General features: G+C 50.9%; 18 protein-coding genes. 1 reads left to right on the top strand and 17 read right to left on the bottom strand.

Going from position 1 to position 23,589, the window contains the following annotated elements; translation table 11 throughout:
- Positions 1-137: 137 nt before the first annotated feature.
- From aspS to PG862_RS09310, 9 genes are all read right to left on the bottom strand, one after another.
- A complete protein-coding gene (gene aspS, locus PG862_RS09350; RefSeq protein WP_107000508.1) occupies positions 138-1,946 on the bottom strand; it encodes an aspartate--tRNA ligase in 1,809 nt (602 codons plus the stop codon).
- A gap of 53 nt (positions 1,947-1,999) precedes the next feature.
- Complete coding sequence (gene hisS, locus PG862_RS09345; RefSeq protein ID WP_107000509.1) at positions 2,000-3,262, bottom strand: histidine--tRNA ligase; 1,263 nt, start codon at positions 3,260-3,262, stop codon at positions 2,000-2,002.
- Positions 3,263-3,305: 43 nt separating this feature from the next.
- Positions 3,306-4,757: a coproporphyrinogen dehydrogenase HemZ gene (hemZ, locus tag PG862_RS09340; protein WP_107000510.1), complete on the bottom strand. Its 1,452-nt coding sequence runs from the start codon at positions 4,755-4,757 to the stop codon at positions 3,306-3,308.
- Positions 4,754-5,398: an MBL fold metallo-hydrolase gene (locus PG862_RS09335; RefSeq protein ID WP_022359324.1), complete on the bottom strand. Its 645-nt coding sequence runs from the start codon at positions 5,396-5,398 to the stop codon at positions 4,754-4,756. The genes hemZ and PG862_RS09335 overlap by 4 nt, the downstream gene beginning before the upstream one ends.
- 68 nt (positions 5,399-5,466) lie before the next feature.
- Positions 5,467-7,752, bottom strand: coding sequence for a RelA/SpoT family protein (locus PG862_RS09330; protein ID WP_270707215.1), 2,286 nt, complete (start codon positions 7,750-7,752; stop codon positions 5,467-5,469).
- 277 nt (positions 7,753-8,029) lie between these two features.
- The gene (locus PG862_RS09325) at positions 8,030-8,554 is read right to left on the bottom strand and encodes an adenine phosphoribosyltransferase (RefSeq protein ID WP_107000977.1); all 525 of its coding nucleotides are present in this window, start codon (positions 8,552-8,554) and stop codon (positions 8,030-8,032) included.
- Between the two features lie 82 nt (positions 8,555-8,636).
- Complete coding sequence (locus PG862_RS09320; protein WP_107000511.1) at positions 8,637-11,441, bottom strand: YfhO family protein; 2,805 nt, start codon at positions 11,439-11,441, stop codon at positions 8,637-8,639.
- A gap of 105 nt (positions 11,442-11,546) precedes the next feature.
- Positions 11,547-11,984, bottom strand: coding sequence for a GtrA family protein (locus PG862_RS09315; RefSeq protein WP_107000978.1), 438 nt, complete (start codon positions 11,982-11,984; stop codon positions 11,547-11,549).
- A 149-nt stretch (positions 11,985-12,133) separates the two neighbouring features.
- The gene (locus PG862_RS09310) at positions 12,134-13,420 is read right to left on the bottom strand and encodes an aminotransferase class I/II-fold pyridoxal phosphate-dependent enzyme (protein ID WP_022358449.1); all 1,287 of its coding nucleotides are present in this window, start codon (positions 13,418-13,420) and stop codon (positions 12,134-12,136) included.
- 296 nt (positions 13,421-13,716) lie between these two features.
- Between PG862_RS09310 and PG862_RS09305 the strand changes: the two genes are divergently transcribed.
- Positions 13,717-14,610 carry a polysaccharide deacetylase family protein gene (locus tag PG862_RS09305; protein WP_270707213.1) on the top strand — a complete coding sequence of 298 codons (894 nt, stop codon included), beginning with the start codon at positions 13,717-13,719 and terminating at the stop codon, positions 14,608-14,610.
- A gap of 2 nt (positions 14,611-14,612) precedes the next feature.
- Here the strand turns inward: PG862_RS09305 and PG862_RS09300 are convergent, their stop codons facing one another.
- From PG862_RS09300 to PG862_RS09265, 8 genes are all read right to left on the bottom strand, one after another.
- Positions 14,613-15,713 carry a zinc ribbon domain-containing protein gene (locus PG862_RS09300; protein WP_107000513.1) on the bottom strand — a complete coding sequence of 367 codons (1,101 nt, stop codon included), beginning with the start codon at positions 15,711-15,713 and terminating at the stop codon, positions 14,613-14,615.
- A 107-nt stretch (positions 15,714-15,820) separates the two neighbouring features.
- Positions 15,821-16,654: a TrmH family RNA methyltransferase gene (locus PG862_RS09295; RefSeq protein ID WP_270707212.1), complete on the bottom strand. Its 834-nt coding sequence runs from the start codon at positions 16,652-16,654 to the stop codon at positions 15,821-15,823.
- A gap of 532 nt (positions 16,655-17,186) precedes the next feature.
- Complete coding sequence (locus tag PG862_RS09290; protein WP_118468162.1) at positions 17,187-18,146, bottom strand: LysR family transcriptional regulator; 960 nt, start codon at positions 18,144-18,146, stop codon at positions 17,187-17,189.
- A gap of 94 nt (positions 18,147-18,240) precedes the next feature.
- Positions 18,241-18,654, bottom strand: coding sequence for an ATP synthase F1 subunit epsilon (gene atpC / locus PG862_RS09285; protein ID WP_107000516.1), 414 nt, complete (start codon positions 18,652-18,654; stop codon positions 18,241-18,243).
- Positions 18,655-18,660: 6 nt separating this feature from the next.
- Positions 18,661-20,103: a F0F1 ATP synthase subunit beta gene (gene atpD / locus PG862_RS09280; RefSeq protein ID WP_431833072.1), complete on the bottom strand. Its 1,443-nt coding sequence runs from the start codon at positions 20,101-20,103 to the stop codon at positions 18,661-18,663.
- Positions 20,103-21,005, bottom strand: a complete 903-nt coding sequence (gene atpG, locus PG862_RS09275; protein ID WP_107000517.1) for an ATP synthase F1 subunit gamma — start codon at positions 21,003-21,005, stop codon at positions 20,103-20,105. The genes atpD and atpG overlap by 1 nt, the downstream gene beginning before the upstream one ends.
- 14 nt (positions 21,006-21,019) lie before the next feature.
- A complete protein-coding gene (gene atpA, locus PG862_RS09270) occupies positions 21,020-23,092 on the bottom strand; it encodes a F0F1 ATP synthase subunit alpha (RefSeq protein WP_118652318.1) in 2,073 nt (690 codons plus the stop codon).
- Positions 23,079-23,567, bottom strand: a complete 489-nt coding sequence (locus PG862_RS09265) for an ATP synthase F0 subunit B (RefSeq protein ID WP_118491621.1) — start codon at positions 23,565-23,567, stop codon at positions 23,079-23,081. Before PG862_RS09265 ends, atpA begins: the two co-directional genes overlap by 14 nt.
- Positions 23,568-23,589: the final 22 nt, after the last annotated feature.

The following is a 23,589-nucleotide window of genomic DNA, read 5'->3' as shown; positions in this document are numbered from 1 at the left end:
CAAGGACAAATGGAACTTTTTCATCTCACACGCAAAACAGGACTGTCCGACAAAATCCAGTATTTCCCTGCATTTCTCATCCAGCCCTGTTTGCTTTCTATTTCACAGTCTTCCCAGGCTGTTCCATATCTTATATTTTATTCTTCGGTCTTCTCCGCTTCATCGCTCTCGACCACACCAATGGAAAGATCTTCAAGCTGTTTCGGATCAACCTGAGACGGTGCTTCCATCATCAGGCAGGAAGCATCTTTTACCTTCGGGAATGCGATGACGTCGCGGATGCTGTCTGCGCCGACCATCAGCATAACCATACGGTCCATACCGTAAGCCAGACCAGCGTGCGGCGGTACTCCGTATTTGAATGCGTCTAACAGGAAGCCGAACTGCTCCTGTGCTTTCTCCTTCGTGAATCCAAGAACCTCAAACATCTTCTCCTGGATGTCTGCCTGATGGATACGGACAGAACCGCCGCCCATCTCGGTACCGTTCAGGACGATATCGTATGCTTTTGCACGTACCTTGCCCGGATCAGTATCAATCAGCGGAAGATCCTCTTCCATCGGCATGGTAAATGGATGGTGCATAGCTACGTAGCGATCCTCTTCCTCTGAATATTCAAGCAGCGGGAACTCGGTTACCCACAGGAACTTGAAATCATCCTTCTTTAAGAGGTCAAGCTGTCTAGCGATCTCCAGACGTAAGTTTCCAAGTACATCAAATACAACTTTATCCTTGTCAGCTGCGAACAGAAGCAGATCGCCCGGCTTACCGCCCATAGCAGCCACCAGTGCATCCAGCTCTTCCGGCTTCATGAACTTGGAGAAGGAGCACTTGTAGGTACCGTCCTCATGGATTGCCAGATATGCAAGACCTTTTGCACCAAAGCCTTTTGCGTACTCAACCAGCGCATCGATCTTCTTTCTCGGCATAGCGCCCTGTCCTTCTGCGTTGATACCGCGGACAGAGCCGCCATTTTCCAGTGCACTCTTAAATACAACGAACTCGCAGTCTTTTACTACATCCGATACGTTTTTCAACTCCATGCCGAAACGCAGATCCGGCTTATCGGAACCGAAACGATCCATTGCCTCGCGCCAGGTCATACGCTGGATCGGAAGCTGCAGATCGTAATTGCAGATCTCCTTGAAGAGCTTCTTTAACAGACGCTCATTGACATCCAGAACGTCCTCAACGTCAACGAAGGAAAGCTCCATATCGATCTGGGTAAACTCAGGCTGACGATCGGCTCTTAAGTCCTCGTCACGATAGCAGCGTGCCAGCTGGAAGTAGCGGTCATATCCAGAACACATCAGAAGCTGTTTTAACAGCTGCGGAGACTGCGGCAGTGCATAGAAGCTGCCCGGATGTACACGGCTCGGTACCAGATAGTCTCTCGCGCCCTCCGGAGTACTTTTAATCAGAGTCGGAGTCTCAATCTCAAGGAAGCCTTCCTCTGCTAAGAATGCACGGGTCAGGATAGCCACGCGGCTTCTTGTCATCAGGTTTCTCTGGATATCCGGACGTCTCAGATCCAGGTAACGGTATTTCAGGCGAAGATCCTCTTTGGTTTTGGAGTTCTCCTCGATCGGGAACGGCGGTGTCTCAGACTCTGCCAAAATGCGGAGGTAATCCGCGCGGATCTCAATCGCACCTGTCTTTAAGTTTTCATTTACTGCACCGGAACGTGCCTCTACGCGTCCGGTTACGGCGATAACGAACTCGCTTCTCAGCTTTTCTGCCTTTGCAAAGCTCTCAGCGCCACAGTCAGCTTCCTCGAAGATCAGCTGCAGGATACCAGAACGATCCCGCAGATCCACGAAAATAATGCCGCCTTTATTTCTGCTCTTCTGAACCCAGCCCATAACGGTTACTTTCTCACCGATATTGGCAGTTCCCAGCTCGGTACAGCGATGGGAACGTTTCAGTCCTGCCATAGATTCTGCCATGATAGTATTTCCTCCGTTTATTATAGTTTTATCTGAAAAATTCAAAAACTGAATCACTTCAAACTGTCTTTGTAAAATTCCACGATCTCCTCGTAGCCGTCCTTCGCCAGCTGCTCCTTCTGGAATTTCTTGTTCTTGTTCATCTGTGCGACTGCCACGCGGGTGCCGTTAGCGCGCTCTTCCTGTGCTTTCTTTAAGACGGCACGGAACTGCTCGCCGCTTAAACCTTTCTCATACAGGAATGCTTTCTTGCCGGCTGCCTCCGGTACTTTGAAACCGGAATCCATCAGGATCGTGATGATACGCTCAAAACCGATGGAGAATCCGCACGCCGGTGTATCGACGCCGGTAAATTTGCCGATCAGCTTGTCGTAACGTCCGCCGCCTGCAACGGAGCCGCCGAAGCCTTCCATGGAAACCTCAAAAATCGTTCCGGTATAGTAGCCCATGCCGCGCACCAGCGTCGGGTCAAATTCAAGACCGAATTCGATGTCTGCAACCGCTTTAACTGTCTCCATGATCGTTGCCAGATTCTCTGCCTTTGCCGGATCCATCACGCCGGAGAGCTTCTCGCCCAGCGCGCGGACGCCTGCCGCATCGTTCTGAATCTCTGCCAGAAGTCCGGTGTATTTCTCAACCGCCTCTGGCGCATAACCTTCTGCAAGCAGCTCTTCGCGGACACCGTCCAGACCGATCTTATCCATCTTATCGAGAATGATAAATACCTTATCGGTCTCATTTTCCGGAAATCCGCTGTAATCTGCCATGCCCTTTAAGATCGCACGGTCATTGACGCGGACAGTGTATGCCTTGTCCGGGCAGATGCGCTTCAGCGCCTTGGTAAGCGCCAGAATCTCCTCGATCTCAGCCAGGTTTGTCGCATCACCTAAAATATCGATATCACACTGTACAAACTGACGGAAACGTCCCTTCTGCGGACGATCGGCACGCCATACGCTTCCGACCTGCAGCGCCTTGAACGGCGCTGATAAATTAGCAGAATTGTTTGCATAATAACGGCTGAGCGGCAGAGTTAAGTCATAGCGGAGACCACCGTCTACGACATCTGCCTCTGTCTGTGCTGCCTCGACGTTCAGCTTCTCGCCTCTCTTTAAAATCTTGAAGATCAGCTTCTCATTGTCGCCGCCCTGCTTGCTGGTCAGGTTCTCAATGTGCTCCACGCACGGAGTCTCGATCGCCGAGAAGCCGTATCCGCGGTAGGTATCTTTGATGATATTCAGCACATAATCCCGGATCTCCATCTCGCCCGGAAGAATGTCCTTCATGCCTGTAACTGGTTTTTTCTTTAAAGCCATGTGTCAAACTCCTTCTATAGTCTTTGTGAGTATCTGTAAATTTTTACTTTTTTCCGCCAAGCAGCTTCTCTTTCCGCCCGATCATCTCATCGATCCGGTCGATATACTGCTCAACTTCCTTGACGTTCTCCGCCCTCTCAATCCGGTTTTCTGCCGGGAAATAAACCTTGGTGGTCGTTCCCGCACCGCAGGCGGCGATCGTCTGTTTTTCTTCCATAATCAATATATTATAGAGACATTCCTTGCCCGGAACCGCATAACCGACATTTTCAAAATTGCCCGCCATATTTTTCTGGCGGTAGAGATAGTACGGTTTCAGTCCCATCTCCTCGGCATACTGCGCGGTCAGGTCAATCATCTCCTGTGTATTGACAATCTTCAGATTTCCGTAGCGCTCCTTATAGATATTCAGGCGCGCCGCGCGCTTGATCGCCAGCGAATGCACCGTCACGCTGTCCGGTCTGAGTGCCTTGATCTCCTCCATTGTCTGGCGGACATCGTCGATCGTCTCCTCCGGCAGACCCACGATCAGGTCCATATTGATATTGTCAAATCCCAGCTCCCGCGCCAGCAGGAATTTTTCCTTCACATCCTCCACCGTATGACGGCGTCCGATGAGGTCAAGCGTCGCCTGCTTCATCGTCTGCGGATTGATGGAAATACGGGAAATGCCGTGATTCCGGAGCACCTGCAGCTTTTCGCGCGTGATGCTGTCCGGACGTCCCGACTCAACGGTAAATTCAACTGCCTGTTCCACCGGGAATAATTCTTCCACCTTTGTCAGGATCTCATCCAGATCCTGCGGATTTAACGAGGTCGGTGTGCCGCCTCCAAAATAGATGGTCGAAAGCGGGCGATCCTTCATCTGCTCCGCCACATATTCCATTTCCTTAAAAAGCGCCTCTTTGTAGAGGTCCATCCGTTTTTCCCATTTCACAATCGGAAACGACGTAAACGAACAGTACAGGCAGGTCGTCGGACAGAACGGGATTCCCACATACAGGCTATACCCATTCTCATAATCGATCGTGGACAGCAGGCGTCTCTCGCGCTCCGCCACGTCGATGCTCAGATCGATCTTTTCCTTGCTGGTAAAATACGTCTCGCGCATATAGGTCTCGATCTGCTCGTCCGTCCATCCATCATACAGCTTCGTGAGCGCAATCTTCGTCGGACGGATACCGGTAAGCGTTCCCCACGGAAGCTCTCTGCCGGTCTGGGCACTCAAAAGACGGTATAACGTCTGTTTGATCTCATTTTTCGTCTCAAAACGGTTGGAAAAATCCGGATAAATCAAAGCAAAGTGAACAGCTTCTTTCTTCACCGGCGTCACATCCAGGGAAAACGAGTTTCCGTCCCGGACTCCCCGCACAATCAGATCCGCCTCCCCGGCTTCCTCCTCCTTGTGCGTAAATGTCTCGCCCGGATAAAATGCCATCAGGAGTTCACGGATATCCTGTTCAAAGGACGCGTCATTTAACAAAATCGCTATCATGCTTCGCGCCCCCTGTATCCCGCCAGCGGATTGTACTGTTTTTCGTCGGCGATCGTCGTATATCCCATATGTCCCGGATATACATTCGTATCATCCGGCAGGTTCAGAAGGATATCTGCCACCGAATGAATCATCTGACGTCCGCTTCCAGTCGGGAAATCGATGCGTCCGTAAGAACCTTCAAATAAGGTATCTCCCGAAAACAGCACCTTCTCTGATTTTACATAATAACAACAGGAACCTTCTGTATGTCCCGGTGTATGAAGCATCTGGAACGTGTAGCCCGCTGCCTCGAACGTCTCTCCATCCTTCAAAAGCATATCCGCTTTCAGATGCAGACCGCCGCCCTGAAACTGGACGGACAGGTTCTTATCCGGATCCGCCAAGACCGCCTGCTCCTGCTCACAGGCATAGACCGGCACGCCCAGATCCCGTCTCAGCTCTTCCATCGCCGTCACATGGTCAAAATGTCCATGAGTCAGCAGAATCGCCTTTGCCTTCGCTCCGGTCTGCGCCAGTGCATCCTCGATCCGCGCCGCCTCATCGCCCGGATCGACAATCACAGCTTCTTTCGTCTCCGGATGCACCGCAATATAACAGTTCGTCTGGACCATTCCCACGATCAGCCGTTTTATCTCCATCTTTTCCTCCTAATAATATGTGAAACTTTCACAGGGTGTAAGTACCTGTGAAATATAGAGAGAACCGCTTATCCGGCAGTTCTCTCTATATCTAATACTCCTTCAATCTGTCTGAGTTTATCAGATAATTTATTTAATTCCTCAATTCCGTGAATATCGAACGTCATGACGATCGTCGCCTTGCCCTGCTTGCTTGTCCGCACATTCATCGAGGTAATATTGATCTGGCGCTCGGTAAATACCTTGGAAATATCCACAAACATACCGATGCGGTTGTTCGCATAGATCTTGATTTCGGTGGAGTATTTTTCCGTGCCCGTCTGTGCTTCCGGCTGCTGCCACTCGGCTTCAATCAGGCGCTCACGCTCTTCCTGCGGCAGATTCATCACATTGATGCAGTCCGTCCGGTGGATCGAGATACCGCGTCCCCTTGTGACAAATCCGACGATCTCATCGCCCGGAACCGGGCTGCAGCACTTCGAAAAACGAACCGCCAGATCGTGGATTCCCTTGACAACGATACCACTCTTCGACTTCCCGGCTGCGATCACCGGAACCTTGTTTCCATCCGACGCCATGTTATCGAGGATCGTCGTGTCGGTTACTTCTTTCTTTAACTTCTTGTTGCGCTCATCCAGCATCTTGTTGATGACCTGTCCCTCTTTGAGAGCGCCATGTCCGATCGATGCCAGAACGGAATCCCAGTCACGGTACGCATAGCGCTTCATGACCTTTTCCATATATTCCGGTTTATTTAACTCCGAATAATTGATGTCCTTCGCCTTACAATATTTATCCAGAAGCGCACGGCCGCGCAGGATATTGTCCTCTTTCAGCTCGCTCTTGAACCACTGGTTGATCTTATTCTTCGCCTGTGTACTCTTAACCAGTTTCAGCCAGTCGCGGCTCGGTCCCTTGGAATTCTGGGAGGTAATAATCTCGACACGGTCACCATTTTTAATGACATAATCGATGTTGACCAGTTTTCCGTTGACACGGGCACCAACCATCTTGTTGCCGACCGCACTGTGGATCGAATACGCAAAATCGATCGGTGTGGAACCGCTCGGCAGGTTCTTGACATCACCCGTCGGGGTAAAGCAGTATACATCATCCGTAAAGAGGTCCAGATCACTCTTTAAGAGACTTAAGAACTCTTTATTATCGGACATATCCCGCTGCCATTCCAGGATCTCACGCAGCCAGGAAAGCTTTGCCTCGGCGCTGTCGATCGCCGCCTTGCTGCTGCCGCTCTCCTTATATTTCCAGTGTGCCGCGATACCATACTCAGCGGTACGGTGCATCTCATAGGTGCGGATCTGAATCTCAAACGGCTGTCCACTGCTGCCAATCAGAGTCGTATGCAGCGACTGGTACATATTCGGTTTCGGCATGGCAATATAATCTTTAAAACGTCCCGGAATCGGTTTGTACATCTCATGGATGACACCGAGCGCCGCATAACAGTCTTTCACGCTCTCCACGATAATCCGGACCGCAAAAATATCATAGATCTGATCCAGCGTCTTGTCCTGGTTTACCATCTTTTTATAGATGCTGAAGAAATGTTTCACACGGCCGTCTACCTTGGCTTCGATGCCCGCATCGTCCATATGTTTCTTGACTTCATCCATAATCTTATGGATAAACGCCTCCCTGGTGTCCTTACGGAGCGCCAGTTTTTCGGACAATTCTTTGTAAACCTCCGGCTGGAGATATTTGAGAGACAAATCATCCAGCTCGGTCTTGATCTTGGAAATACCGAGACGATCAGCAATAGGCGCGTAGATATCCATCGTTTCACGCGCCTTTTCTTTCTGTTTTTCCGGCTTCATATATTGAAGCGTCCGCATATTGTGCAGACGGTCTGCCAGCTTAATCAGAATAACCCGGATGTCCTTCGCCATCGCTAAGAACATCTTACGCAGGTTTTCCGCCTGAATCTCTACTTTATCGATCGTCCACGAGATCTGGGTCAGCTTGGTAACGCCGTCTACTAAAAGCGCTACCTCCTCGCCAAAGATCGCCGTGATCTCCTCCTCTGTCATGACCGTATCTTCCACGACATCGTGCAGGATACCCGCCACCAGAGTCTCTTTATCCAGCTCCAGATCCGCCAGAATGATCGCCACACAAAGCGGATGAATGATATACGGTTCACCTGATTTACGCCTCTGGTCCTTGTGTGCGTCATACGCGATCTGGTACGCTTTCTCAATCATGCTGATGTCATCCGACGGATGGTACTTGCGAATGGCGGCAATCAACTCATTATACAGTACCTCCGGACTCGTAAAATCCGCCGGCGCTTCAATTTCCTGATCCAGCTTTTTTATTTTATCCAAATTTCCCATATATGCCTCCTGACCCTTCCGTAGATAACTGAAACGCCTGCCGTTCGGAATCCGGAAAGCGGTTCACGCAAATGAAATAAAATATTATATAGAATATCCCTATTATACGAATATTTGACAAAAAATGCAACGGCAAACTATTTTGTTACTGTTCACGCATACGTGCCCAGTAACGGAATTTGCCGTGGCTTCGCATTTTAATACGGCAAATTCCTGCTGCCACCACGTTTTCTTACGGCACTTTCGGTTCCAAAAGTGCCTGCCCGTGAACCGTTACCTATTTTCCCTCATAGGTAATCAGGGCATCTACCGCATATCCGTTCAGTTTTTCGCGTCCCTTTAAGCCTGCCAGCTCCATCACGCAGCAGATTTTTACAACCTCGCCGCCCAGCTTCTCGATGAGCTTGATAATCGCCTCGGTCGTTCCGCCGGTTGCGATCAGGTCGTCAACAATGACTACCTTCTGCCCCGGTTTAATGGCATCCTCATGCATCTCCAGCACCGCGCTGCCATACTCCAGATCGTAACTTACAGATACCGTCTTGCACGGCAGTTTGCCTTTCTTGCGGATCGGCACGAATCCCTTGTGCATCGCATATGCAACCGGCACACCGAAAATAAACCCGCGGGACTCCGGACCAACCACGATATCATAATCCACGCCCTCTAAGGATTTCTGGATTCCGTCGATCGCAAGCTGCAGTCCGTCTGCATCCTGTAAAATCGTAGTAATATCGCGGAAAATAATACCCGGCTCCGGGAAGTCCGGAATGCTTCTTACATATTCTTCCAGCTTTTTCATGATTTTAACCTCTTTTCTATAAATTTTGTATCTCAATTTCTCAGTTTTAAATCGCCATCCGGCTCTTTTTCCACCGTTCTTCTCATTTTGCAGAAGTTTTCCCATGCTTCTTCTTCCTTATATACATAGAAGCCACAATCACCACCAGCACAAACAGCGCACCTCCGCTGATCAGCAGTCCCTCATGCAGTCCCTGCGGATAATACCTGAGTTCCACCGTATGGGTTCCCGCCGTCAGTTCCACGCCGGTAAATGCCTTCCAGACCGGACGCGTGATAGCTTCTTTTCCATCCACCGTGACCGTCCAGCCCTCGTCATACGGGATCGTGAGGAACAGCGTTCCGCCCTCGCCCGCGTCGATCGTGCCCTTCATCGCCTCCTCGCCCAATGTTTCCAGTTCAAATGGATGCTGGTTGAGGCGCTCATAGAGCGCACGCAGCCCGGCTTCGTCAAAGCGGTACGCGCTCGCGTCCATGCTTCCGGCACTGTCATTGCTCTCCAGCAGAATCAATGTGCCTGCCTTCACATATCCGGTTTCCACCAGATACCCGCGTTTCAACGTATCAATGCTGCGGCTCTCCCCGCCGACATCCAGTTTAACCGAATCAATCTGACGGTTTGCGACACTTATATAATACTCCCCATCCTCCGGTGCTGTAAAGGAAAAACGATTCCCCTGCTCCTCCCCGTCCGTGAAAATCAGGCACTCCGGCACGCCCAGCACATCCGATAAATCATTCTGGACATCCGCTGGCGAAGAAAGATCGCGCTTCCAGCCCGTTTCCACTATATCTGGAAGGATAAAGCCGAGCGGCAGCGTCCACGGATTCTCATAGAGGTACGTGTCACCTGAAAATGCATAGAGCGACAGGCGCGGATTGTCCTGCTTGCCCTCATAGAGTGCATATTTGATTGAAAATAACGAATCCACCAGCGGCGTACTTCCCACGATGCTGTATGCGTTCGTCGAACCTTCGCAGCCCATCTGTTTGAAGAAATCCGTCACCCCGGCATTTGCCACCGATGAAAACAGAGATACGGATGGAAAATGCATCCACGCGCCATCATTTTTCGTGCGCGCATTCGTTTTATCAATCCGGTAAAATTCCGTCTTTTTGAGCGGCTCTGTCACCGCTGCAACATCCTGATTGTCTGCCACATAATCAGTCCGGCTCGTCGTCGGAATACTCGTTGCCGCCATATTGGCAAGCGCCTCCACACTTACCAGCGCCATCGCCAGAAGCGCCGCCGTGAACGCGAAATGTTCTTTATTTTGATAGAAATAAAAGACGCCCAGATACAGCAGCAGAAGCACCACTGCCACATACCAGACAACTGGCTCAAACGCATCGTCCGTCACCAGCTTTTCTGCCAGAATCACGTAGCCAATCGCGGCGGATGTCACCCCGGCAAACTGCCGTTTGGATATTTCATCCAGATATAGATACGCCCGGAAACACATCGTCAGCACCAGCACGATATAGATAAACGACTGGCGGCACGGCAGGCTGTTCGGGTAATGGAAGCCATGCCAGATAAAATTCAGCACGTTGAACGAAAAGCTGGCATAGAAAAAGAGCAGCAGCACACCGTACACAACCTTTTCCCGGATCGCAATCCGGCGGTTCAAAAAATACAACCCCATGAAAATGTAGACTGCCACGCCGCAGTAGAGGTTCGGCCAATGGTCGAGTCCCGTCTCCACCTGTACATTTCCGATGTGCCGCGCGATCATGTCAAAGATCGGGAAGTAGATTTCCAGTGTGGTCGGAAAATTAAAATCGCCAGACGCCGTACTCTGCAGCGCCGCAATCTCCGGAAGAAGCACCGCAGCCGCCAGCGCACCCGCCAGAAGCGAATACACACCAAACAGGAAAAAGCTGTGCAGACAATCTTTCCATCCCGGCCGTTTCTCCAGAAACAAGAGCGCCACATAGTAAATCACCATGAAGAGACATATCATAATTGATATATAGTAGTTGGACAGGATTGAAAGTCCCAGCATCAGGCAGTAAAAAAGCCCTTTTTTTTCGCGCACCAGCCGCTCCAGGCCGTGCAGGATCAGCGGCAGCAGCACGATGCAGTCCAGCCACATGATATTCCAGCTATACGCCGCCATATAGCCGGACAGCGCATAGAATACGCCGAAATAGCACGCTCCAAACTTCTGCGAACCCGTGTGCTTTTTCAGATACCACGCCATCGAAAGACCCGCCAGACCGCTCTTGAACACGATCATGTAGGTCATAAATTCGATAATCAGGGACGACGGGCATAACAGCAGCAGCCAGTTGAACGGGCTCGCCAGATAGTACGCATAGAGCGCGGCAAAGTTTACGCCCATGCCGACATCCCAGCTGTAAAGCAGGCTCTCGCCACTTAAAAGCTTATGCCGGAATTCCGAGAAAAATGGCGCATACTGGTGGTACATATCCGTCCGCAGGAAGCTTTCCTGCCCAAAAGGGAAAATACCGCGGTATGCAAAAATCAGGATCAAAATCACCACCGGCAGGAAAAATGCCGCCAGGAGATCATCCGACGGACGGAAAACCGCAGCCAGGCGGCCCATTCCGCGGGGTGATTTCGCTGGTTCATCCCACTCATCTAATTCATCTAATTCTTCCTGCTCCCAGTCATCATCATTCAACTCATTAACGACATCTGCTCTGGACTCTGAAAGTTTAGATTTTCTGGCATCTTCTTCCTGTCTCCAGGCCGGCATTCGTTCAGCGCGTCTCATATCTGTACAGGCGGTCTCCGAATCCACGTCCGCACCTTCCCGCTCGTTCTCATACTCCTCTATTTTCCCCGTTGTCTCCGCTCCCGTAAGCTCCCTGAGTGCTTCTTCCAGTTTACTGGAACTTTCGTCTCGTTCTCTTTGCTCCATCTTCCCTCCATCCAGAATCCTGTTCAGGCGGCGTTTTCTCTACTCTTTCCGGCTTTTCCGGTCTGTCTTCAGCATCCATTTCCGCTGTCATTTCCCCACACAGCCCTATTTCGAGGATTCTTTCTTTTTGAAAATAAATAATTTACTGCAAATATAATTCAGCACCAGCGAGATCGCTGATACCACAATCTTACAGATCATATCCTGTTTGATTCCCATGCCGTCTACCATCACGATCATCGCCACATACGTGAACACCGATGTGAGAATACGGCAGGAGAAAAACGAAGCCATTTCCTTAAGAAGATATACAGGGCGGAAATTGTAGCTTCGGAATACCCAGATCTTGTTTGTCACATATGCAAACAGGATCGCCGCCGCCTGACAGCAGATCGTCGCCATACGGTAGTTCATGCCGTTGTGGCGGAAAACCGCATAGGAAATCCAGTCCACCAGCGTCGTCAGAACGCCGAATATCAGATACGATATCGTCTCCCTGTTTACAAACTTCCCCCAGATCAGGGATAACTTTTCCTTTATCATCACTTTTTCTCCGAAAAAAGAATTGTATGGGCAGCGGTCCTTCGACATCCCCATACAATTCCTGTACTTTCTGTAACGCACCGGACTCTGATCCGGCAGTTTTATGATTGAAACGTAACTGTCTTCTGCATTTACAGTTACTCCTGCTATTACATTTCCTCTAACAGCTTGTTGACACTGACCAGCTTGACGCAGAGTGCAAACAGCTCGGTTGCAGTGATCAGATCCTGCAGTGGCGGATAAGATGGAGCAATACGGATGTTGCGATCCTCCGGATCCTTGCCATATGGATAAGTTGCACCGGCTCCGGTCATGACAACGCCTGCTTTCTTGCACTTCGCAACGATCTCCTTCGCACAGCCGTTTAGTGAATCAAAGGAAATGAAGTAGCCGCCGTGCGGTTTTGTCCAGGTACCGATCTCCAGTCCACCCAGCTCGCGGTCGAGAATGTTCTCAACTGCCTCGAATTTCGGACGCAGGATGTTGGCATGCTTTCTCATGTGCTCTACCATGCCGTGGATATCCTTGAAGAAACGCACGTGGCGGAGCTGATTCACTTTATCATGACCGATAGTCTGAATCTTTAACTGTTTCTTGATATCATCCAGGTTATTGTGGGAGGTTGCGATTGCCGCAATACCGGAACCCGGGAACGTAATCTTGGAGGTTGAAGAGAATTTGTAAACCATATCCGGGTTGCCGGCTTTCTTACATTCTGCCAGAATCTCCAGCACATGATCCTGCTCATCATCGTATAAATGGTGGATGCCATAAGCATTGTCCCAGTAAATACGGAAATCCGGAGCTGCCGGATGCATGCGTGCCAGACGGCGGACAGTCTGATCGGAATAGGAATTACCGGTCGGGTTGGAGTATTTTGGAACACACCAGATTCCCTTTACGGTCGGGTCGGTGGTCACATACTTCTCCACCAGATCCATATCCGGACCATCTGCGGTCATCGGAATGTTGATCATCTCGATACCAAAATATTCAGTAATAGAGAAATGTCTGTCATATCCCGGTACCGGGCACAGGAATTTAACCTTGTCAAGCTTGCACCACGGGGTATTTCCCATAACGCCATGAGTCATAGAACGGGAGATGGTGTCGTACATTACGTTCAGGCTGGAGTTTCCATAGATAATGATATTGTCAGCCGGGACCTCGATCATATCCGCTAACAGCTCCTTCGCCTCGCTGATACCGTCCAGGCCGCCGTAATTGCGGCAGTCTGTCCCATCTTCGCAGGTCAGATCACTGTCGCTGCTCAGTACGTCCATCATTCCCATCGATAAATCAAGCTGCTCTGCACTTGGCTTACCGCGTGACATATCCAGCGTCAGATTCTTGCCCTGAAACTCCCGGTACTGATCGCTCAGATCACGCTTAAGCTCCAGAAGTTCTTCTTTCGTCATCTCGCTATAAGGCTTCATCCTTCAACATCCTCCTTGTTTCTCTTATTTATTTCATCATAATTTCATAATCTGCTTTTCATCCAGCTCCCCTTGTTCAAGGGTTCGGAGCATCTCATCTAAGCATCGTTATAATAATAACATAGGTACAAAGGGCATGACAAGCATTAATTTGTTATGTCAGCACATAAAATTTGTTATATGGTACCGCTTGGTTTTTCCGATTCGGTGCATTTCACGGACACCAAATTATAATAAAAACATGATGTTCCCCCTTCTTTCATATACTTATGAAAATATATCTTTCAGGTCACATCATGTTCATTCATTTTCCCATGCATTTTGTTCCATCACGTTTCCGGCACATCATTTCCCCGCTGCTGGTTCCCGCCCTGTTTGCCGTCTCTTTCTTCGCCGGGCAGACTGCCGCGCATTTCCTGCGCCGTCCATCCGGGCACACGGTTTCAGCGCCTGTTATCGCCTGTGGCTCACTCCCGCCTGCCTTTGATTCCGGCTCGATTCCGGTTTCCGCAGATGGAAACTGGGGACTTGGATTTCCCAGTCCAGGGCAGACACCGGTCGGCAATGCCTCCGCCGACACTTTAAAAAACTTTGACGCTTTCTATGTAGGCGATACCTCCAAGCCCGTCATCTATCTGACCTTCGATGCCGGATATGAAAACGGCTGCACACCTGCCATTCTGGAAGCACTGAAAAAACACCATGTCCCGGCAACCTTTTTCGTCGTCGGCAACTATCTCGAAACCAGTCCTGAACTGGTAAAACAGATGATCGCAGAGGGTCACACCGTCGCCAACCACACGTATCACCATCCCGATATGTCCCGCATTTCCGACAAAGCAGCATTTGAAAAGGAGCTGACTGCCCTGGAAACACTCTACCAGTCCGTCACCGGGCAGACAATGAAAAAATATTACCGTCCGCCGCAGGGCAAATACAGTGAATCGAATCTGCAGATGGCAAAGGAGCTCGGCTACAAGACCTTTTTCTGGAGTCTCGCCTATGTGGACTGGATGCAGGATCAGCAGCCATCCAAAGAAGAAGCATTTTCCAAGCTTCTGACGCGCATCCACCCCGGCGCGATCGTCCTTCTGCACAGCACTTCGCAGACCAACGCTCAGATTCTCGATGAACTTCTGGCAAAATGGGAGGAAATGGGGTATCAGTTCGGGCAATTAGATGAATTATAAAATTATACCAGCAGCATTTTCCGGATAAACGAAAGGATCGCGCCTCCGATACTGCAGAACAGCAGAAATCCGTGGTTTGCATTGATCGCCTCCAGCGCCGCATAGCCGCCGTCCACAATCGGCTGTAAGCTGCCCGCATTCTTCGGCATCAGGTACGCGGCCGGACCGGCTACTAATACCAGAACAAGGATGATTATAAACGGGATAAATCCGCGCCCCGTATCGTATTTTTGCAGCCGTACTTTACCACCCGCGTGCTTGCCTGACAGAATCCACAGGCACCAGATCGCGCCCATCAGTACCAGAAATACGCCAATCCCTACATACAGCCCCAGACCATAATTTTCCTCGGTAATCATAGTTCCGATATAGCCCAGATCGTCGCCGCCATACCGAAATGCCTTCGCATTCGCCCAGGTGATTCCCGCCATCAGAAGAAAGCTGGCTGCCTGCATCACGCGCGCCATCAGCACAACCACGCCGGTTACTCCGGCTGCCGTCACATCCAGCACGGACGGACCGTCATTTGAGTCACTCTGCGTATGCGCCTCACTGCGCTCCGCCGCCCGTCTGGTGCGCTCTGCCTCCCGGGACTGGCGTTCCAGTTCCCGCTGGTGGCTGCGCTCCATCCGGTTTTTCTGACGCTCTGAGCGCTCCCGCTCCGACTCCAGAGCATGAAGGCGTTTTTCCATCTGCTTCTGCTGTTTTGCATCCCGCTTATCCTCTTTCGCGCTGGAAGAAGAACGTCTCGCGTCCTGTCGTCTGCGCGATGCCGCTTCACGGTCACGGCGGGCATCCTCCTGTGCCTGGGATTGGCAGCGTTCATTGTCGCGGCGCTCTTCCTCACGCTTCTGTGCGTCCTGACTCTGGCTGCTCCGCTTTTCCTGACTGTTTCGTTTCGATCCAGAGCCGGATTCCGCCTTTTTCTCATCCGATTCCATCCGAGCTGGATTCCGCTGTTCTGAATCACCGTCGTCATAGCTATTTTCCGGCTTTCTTCCCACCGTTTCCTGTTCTCGGCGTACTGTATCATTTACAAGCGGAGTTCCGCAGTTACTGCAAAAATTTCCAACTGCTTCCTGTCCGCATTTTGGACACTTCATTCTATTTTCTCCTTCCTCCAAACGATTCTTTCCATCCATTTCCGCACTCATTTCTGGCATTTGAAACGCATTTAAACAATGTACATTTTTTTTACACAGCCAGAACTTTATTTCCTGTTTCCCATGCCCAGCTGCCAGAATGCCACTGCACTCGCTGCTGCCACGTTGAGCGAATCCACGCCGTGCGACATCGGGATTTTCACGGTGTAATCGCACGCCGCGATCGTCGATGCCGCCAACCCGTCACCCTCGGTTCCGAGAATGATCGCTAATTTTTCTTCCTGCGAAAGCGCCGGATCCGCGATACTCACGGAACGGTCACTGAGCGCCATCGCCGCCGTGCGAAATCCCAGCTTCTTAAGCGTTTCCATACTGTTCTCCGCCCAGTCGCCCTTCGGAATGTACGTCCACGGCACCTGAAACACTGTTCCCATACTGACACGGCTTGCGCGGCGGTACAGCGGGTCACTGCATCCCGGTGTCAGAAGCACCGCATCCATAAAGAGCGCCGCCGCTGACCGGAAAATCGCCCCCACATTCGTAGGATTTTCTACATTCTCAAGAATCGCGATCCGTCTGACACCTGCACAGATTTCCTCGATCCCCGGCATTTTCTTCCGTTTCACTGCACACAGCATCCCGCGCGTCAGTTTAAAGCCGGTTAGGCGCGTCAGCACATCAAATGGTGCCGTAAACACAGGCACTCCCGCACACACCGGGCGTTCCAGAATCTCCCGCCCTTCTGTCTCAATATGGCGTTCTTCCATCAGAAAAGAAACCGGCTCATATCCCGCGTCGAGCGCCCGCCCGATGACCTTCGGGCTTTCCGCAATGAAAAGACCTTCCTTTGGTTCATTATAATGAAATAACTGCCCCTCGCTCAGCCGGGCGTAGATATCCAGTTCCGGCGCTTCCAGGGTTGTAATTGAAATATGATTCATTCTGCTTTTCACCTTTTTTAATATGGTTTTCATGTTCTATCGAGTATACCACATTTCTTACAAAAAGGAAGTGCCGATTATGGACGCTGACATGAAATCATTCCTCTATTCTGCGCATTCTATCATCCTCTTTCCGATTTCGTTCCTATTTCCATACAAATCTATCTTCGGCAAAGGATTTCGATTTGTCACATTAAAAATGGCAGCAAATAAAACGGTTTCAACAATAAATTTTCCTCTTTCCCCACATCTTTCTGTGACAGCAAATATAGGTTATGCACATTCCTTGAATATTTTCTGTAAAACTCTCGGATTGACTCATGTTTTCCCATTCCGGAAGACTTTATTTCAAAAGCATTTATTTTGCAACACACTTTTTAATGGCATTTTTATAAAATTTAATAAAAAATGCACCTTGGCACATTCTTTATGGAATAATAAAAAAAGAGTAGCAAAACTGGATTTACGCTCGTTTGCTACTCGTTTCGGTATTATTATATTTCCTGTTTTAAAAAAAGTCAAACCAAAAAAATCACCTGTCGGAAACAGGAATTCTGGTTATTGGTTCACGGGTAGACACTTTGGAAACCGGCACTCCCACTCTCCGCTTCAACGCCTCAATATACAGTCCCGCAAACCGTCCCGGTGTCACGCGATTGTGGGTAATGTAACCGATCTCCATATAATCGTCCACATCAAGCGGAATCGCTACAATATTCGGTCCGTTCAGTTCCTCATTGATGACACCGCTGCAGATCGTATACCCATTCAGCCCGATCAGAAGATTAAACAGGGTCGCGCGGTCGGACACCAGGATGTCCTTGCGGCTGTCCAGCGTGCTGAGGATCTCCTCGGAGAAATAGAAGGAATTGTGCTCGCCCTGCTCATAGGACAGACGCGGATAAGGTTCCAAATCCGACAGGGTGATGGAACTGCGGCTTGCAAGCGGATTGGCCGCACCGATAAATACATGCGGTTTTGCCATAAAAAGCCGCGTAAATTTGAGGTCGTGTTCCCGCAGCGTCTTGCGGATCACCGTCTCGTTAAAACGGTTCAGATACAGCACGCCAACCTCGCTCCTAAGCTTCGCCACATCCTCAATCAGCTCATACGTCTGCGTCTCGCGGATACGGAAATCGTACTCTTCTCCGCCGTACTCGCGGATCAGATCGACAAACGCCTCAACGGCAAAGGAATAGTGCTGGGTGGAGACACAGAACTGGCGTTTCTGCGGCACAGCGCCAAAATAGCGCTCCTCGATCAGGTTTGCCTGCTCGATCACCTGTCTCGCATACCCCAGAAATTCTTCCCCGTCCGGGGAAATCACTACGCCCTTGTTCGTGCGGGTAAACAGGGAAAATCCAATCTCATGCTCCAGTTCCTTGATCGCCGCCGTGAGGCTCGGCTGTGCAATATAAAGTTTTTTTGCCGCCCCGCTGATGGTTCCGGCTGCCGCCACCTCCACCACGTATTTTAACTGAAGTAATGTCATGCCCTGTTCTCCATTCTTACTGATTTTCTGTCATTTCTTTCTGAACCGCATCTGCCACAGAATTACATCAGACTCAAATCCGCCTCTAACGCACCTAGTCCACAAATTTTTCCGTCTCTTTCAGACGAACCAGCGCTCTCGCCATCGCCGCGCGGGTGCTGTAATACTCGGAAATACTCTGTTTCTGGCGCAGCCGCTCTTTCGCACGCTCTAATGCCTCCTGCGCCCGGATCCGGTCGATCTCCTCCGGTTTCTCGATCGTATCTGCCAGCAACATAACACGGTTGTTGGCGATCTCACAGAAGCCCTGCCCGACGACTGCCGCCTCCCACGGACCGTCCTCTGTCACCTGGAAACGCATTTCTCCCGCTTTGACTGCCACGATCTCGCTCTCATGGTGCGCCATGACAGCCATCTCACCGTCCACCGCCGGAAGGATCAGACAGTGGCAGACTCCCTCATAGAATGTCCGGTTGCTGGATATGATTTTTACATGAAAATCTGCCATCCGTTCCTACGCCTCCTGTTTCTCTAAAGCCTTCGCCTTTGCCACTACATCCTCGATCGTTCCGACATTGAAGAATGCTGCCTCCGGGTATGCATCCATCTCACCATCCAGAATTGCCTTAAAGCCCTTGACGGTATCCTTTAACGGCACATACTTGCCCGGTACACCGGTAAAGTTCTCCGCCACGTGGAACGGCTGGGATAAGAAACGCTGTATCTTTCTTGCGCGGCCGACGGTCAGCTTATCTTCCTCAGACAACTCGTCCATACCCAGAATTGCAATGATATCCTGCAATTCCTTGTATTTCTGCAAAATCTCCTGCACCCGTCTGGCCGTCTCATAGTGTTCTTCTCCGACCACATCCGGTTCCAGAATACGGGACGAGGATTCCAGCGGATCGACCGCCGGGTAAATACCCTGTTCTACGATCTTTCTGGAAAGAACCGTAGTCGCATCCAGATGGGTAAAGGTAGTCGCCGGTGCCGGATCGGTTAAGTCATCCGCCGGTACATAGACTGCCTGGATTGAAGTGACCGAACCATCTTTCGTCGAGGCAATCCGCTCCTGCAGCTCGCCCATCTCATTCGCTAACGTTGGCTGATAACCAACCGCCGACGGCATACGCCCAAGCAGCGCTGAAACCTCCGAACCTGCCTGTACATAACGGAAAATATTATCGATAAATAGTAACACATTCCGGTGCATTTTGTCACGGAAATATTCTGCCATCGTAAGCCCGGTCTCTGCAACTCTCATACGAGCTCCCGGCGGCTCGTTCATCTGTCCAAACACGAGCGCTGTCTTTTCCAGAACACCGGATGCCTTCATCTCACTCCAGAGGTCATTGCCCTCACGGGAACGCTCACCGACACCCGTAAAGATAGAATAACCGCCCTGCTCCATCGCAATATTCCGGATCAGCTCCTGAATCAGGACTGTTTTTCCGACGCCCGCGCCGCCAAACAGACCGACTTTTCCGCCCTTGGAATACGGCGCCAGAAGATCAATAACCTTGATGCCCGTCTCCAGAATCTCCGCGACCGGGCTCTGATCCTCAAATGGCGGCGGATCCCGGTGAATACACCAGTGCTCCTCACCATCCAGCTTTTCTCCTCCATCTACCGTCTCACCTAAAACATTAAACAAACGTCCAAGCGTCTTTTCGCCAACCGGAACGGAAATGCCTTCTCCCGTCGGTGTTACCTTCATGTCACGGCTCAAGCCCTCGCTTGCCGACAGCATGATGCAGCGGACGATATTATTTCCCATGTGCTTGGCAGCTTCCATCACACACGTCTTTCCCTGATTTTCTACTGTGAGCGCGTCCCGGATCTCCGGAAGGGGACCGCTCTCAAATTTCACATCGACAACCGGACCGGAAACCTGGACAATCTTACCTTCCGGCAGGCTGGTTTCAGTCTTTTTTGTCTCTGCCGCCTGTTCTCCCATCACACTCTCATCTCCTCTTCTCGTTCTCGTCTCTGTGCAGCCGCGCCGCCGCATACTTCGGTGATCTCCTGTGTGATCGCCGCCTGCCGCGCCCGGTTGTACATCGTATTCAAATCTTTTAAAAGTGCATCCGCATTATCCGTCGCCGCATCCATCGCCATCATACGGGCATTCTGCTCGCTGCAGAACGACTCAACCAGCGCGCCGTAGATAAATCCGGCTACATAGTTCGGAACGATCGCATTCATCGCTTCCTCCGGCGTTGGCCGGAGGGAAAACTCCTCCAGCCGCACATCGACCGGAATCGCCATTCCGTGCATATCCGGCTTGGTAATCGGAAGCACCCTTTTATCCTTCGCCACACTCTGCATCACATTTTCCATTCTTGTATACAGGACATGGATCTCATCCAAATCACCCGACAAATATCGTTCCAGAAGCATTCCTGCAATCCACCTTGCCCGGTTAAATGTCGGATCCTGCGCCGTATACTGGAAATTTTCTTCAATCGGGATGTGCTGGGAGGCAAAAAACTGCCGCCCCGTCTCACCGATGACAAACAGATGTACCTCGCGGGAAGGATCCTTTAAAAATGTATCCGCCATCTTCATGATGTTATGGTTATAAGCACCCGCCAGCCCTTTATCGCCGGAAATAACCAGCAGCCCCGTTTTCTTCGACTGGTGCCCTTCTTTTTCAAAATAGGGACTTTCCATGTTCGGCAGATGCCTCTGGATACGCCGGATGACATTTTGCAATGCATAGAAATACGGCTCCGTCTCTGCCAGTTCTTTTCTGGCTTTCTTTAATTTCGTCGAAGATATCAGGTACATCGCGTTCGTGATCTTGCGCGTATCCTGAATACTCCGGATCCGGTTCTGGATCTCTCTGAGTCCTGCCATCTTCCATCACCGCCTTACTGCTTATCCAGTTTTGCATCCGCTGTGGCTGCCTCCAGCGCATTTCCCTGTGCTTTCAGGAATTTTGCCTTGTACTCGCCCACCGCCTTCGCAATCTCGCGCTGGATATCCTCGCTGAGTGTCTTCGTCGTGCGGAGTGCGTCTCCCACCTGCGGGTAGGAGCTTCTCATATATTCGTAAAGACCGCCCTGGAATGTCTTCAGCTTTTCCTTCGGAATATCTACCAGCAGATGGCTCGTCGCCGCATACAGAATCACAACCTGTTCTTCCATCGAGAGCGGATGCTCAAGCGGCTGTTTTAACAGCTCCATCAGACCGCTGCCGTAGGTAAGCTGTGCCTTAGTCGCCGGATCCAGATCGGAGCTAAACTGTGTAAATACTTCCATCTCGCGGTACTGTGCCAGGTCGATACGTACGCTTCCGGCTGCCTTCTTCATCGCCTTGGTCTGCGCTGCGCCGCCGACACGCGATACCGAAAGCCCTACATTGACCGCCGGGCGCATGCCCTCGAAGAACAGCGAACTTTCCAGGAAAATCTGTCCATCTGTGATGGAAATAACGTTGGTCGGGATATACGCCGACACATCGCCCGCCTGTGTCTCGACAATCGGCAGCGCTGTGATTGAACCACCGCCCAGCTCATCCGAAAGCCGCGCCGAGCGCTCCAGCAGACGGGAATGCAGATAGAATACATCGCCCGGATATGCCTCACGTCCCGGGGAACGTTCCATCAGAAGAGACAGTGCACGGTACGCAACCGCGTGTTTCGATAAATCGTCATAGACAATCAGAACATCTTTTCCCTGATGCATGAAATATTCTGCCAACGCCGTTCCTGCATACGGCGCGATATACTGTAAGGACGCCGGATCACTCGCCGTCGCTGCCAGCACGATGCTGTACTCCATCGCCCCGTGTTTTTCCAGTGTATGAACCAGTCTCGATACCGTTGAAGCCTTCTGACCGATCGCCACATAGATGCAAATCACGTCTTTTCCCTTTTGGTTCAGCATCGTATCCACCGCGATCGAGGTCTTACCGGTCTGGCGGTCGCCAATGATCAGCTCACGCTGTCCGCGTCCGATCGGGAACATCGAATCGATCGAGAGGATACCGGTCTCCATCGGGGTATCAACTGACTGACGCTCGATAATACCCGGCGCCGGTGACTCCACCGGGCGGTATCCGGCTGCCTCAATCTCCCCTTTATTGTCGATCGGATTGCCCAGCGCATCTACAACACGCCCTAAGAATCCCTCGCCAACCGGGATACCTGCCATCTTGCCGGTCCGCATCGCGCGGCTTCCTTCTCCGATGGTGTTCGCATGCCCAAAGAGGATGCAGCCGATCTCCTTCGACCGGATATCCTGTACCATGCCTCTCACATCGCCGTCAAACGCCACAATCTCACCGTACATCGCATGGTCGATTCCATCCACATAGGCGATGCCGTCGCCCACCCGGCTGACCGTACCGATCTCACGGACCGAAATGTCGATTCCATCCAGATTTCCTTTCAGAATCCCGATGATTCCCTTCTGTGTAAGGAAATCACCCGAATCCGGCTCTTTTGCCAGATTCTTTAATTTATCTGCCAGCGCCCGTTTTCTTCCCTCCGTGCTCCAGTCATATTCCTCACTTCCGACCCGGAGGATAAAACCACTTCCAAGCTCCGGCTTTTCTTCCTTCACAATCCGGAGTTCCCGTCCCGGATATTTCTCCGAGAGAAATTTCCGGATTCCGGCTGCCTGTTTTTCATCCGGCTCTTTGACATATTCCAGCACACAGCGCAGATATTTATCCGGCTTTTCAAACGCCTCCGCTTCCTTAATCAGATCCGGCATCATTTTCATTGTCTGATCCTGTGCCAGCACCTCGATGATTCCCCGGACTGCCAGCGGAAACAGGCTACGAACCAGATCTTCCCGCTTCTCACGGGTCAAATCCGGATTTTCAAGCTCTGCCGGAAGCTGCGGTGTCGCAGCCAGTATCTCAGCCGCATGCTGCAGATCATCGACAGAAATCTTCTGCCTCTTTATTTCTTGTAAATAGACATCAAGTTTCTTCATTCTCCGTCGTACCCGCTTTCTTCAAAAACTCATCATAAAGAGCGCTGTCATCCGACTTCTTGTTCATCGAACCAGCCGCCGCGTCCAGAACCAGCGACAAAATTTCATGCTTCGCCTGTTCGAGCATCTTGTCCTTCTCCCGGCGTGCATCCTCGCCCGCCTTACGGATGACTTTATCTGCCTCTTTCTGGGCGTTTTCAATCAGCTGGCGTCCTTCCTCACGTGCACTCGCACGCGCCGCATCCAGCACCTTGTTTTTCTCTACTTCTATTTCATCCTGGCAGGCTGCGTATTTCTCTTTCTCCGCCTGCGCTTCTTCCTGCATCTTTTTTGCCTCATCATACTTTTCCTGAATGGCTGCATTCCGTTTATCGATCACTTTGTTGATCGGCTTAAAGAGGAAAATACGGATAATCGCATACCAGATTAAAAGGTTGATGATCGTAAAAACCAGGTTGATGTCCAACCGTAACATAGCCTTGCCCCACCTTTCGTTT

This window comes from Clostridium fessum (assembly GCF_027698965.1).
Taxonomy (GTDB): domain Bacteria; phylum Bacillota; class Clostridia; order Lachnospirales; family Lachnospiraceae; genus Otoolea; species Otoolea fessa.
Note: the sequence above shows the minus strand (reverse complement) of the source record. Positions and strands in the feature narration are given on the sequence as shown.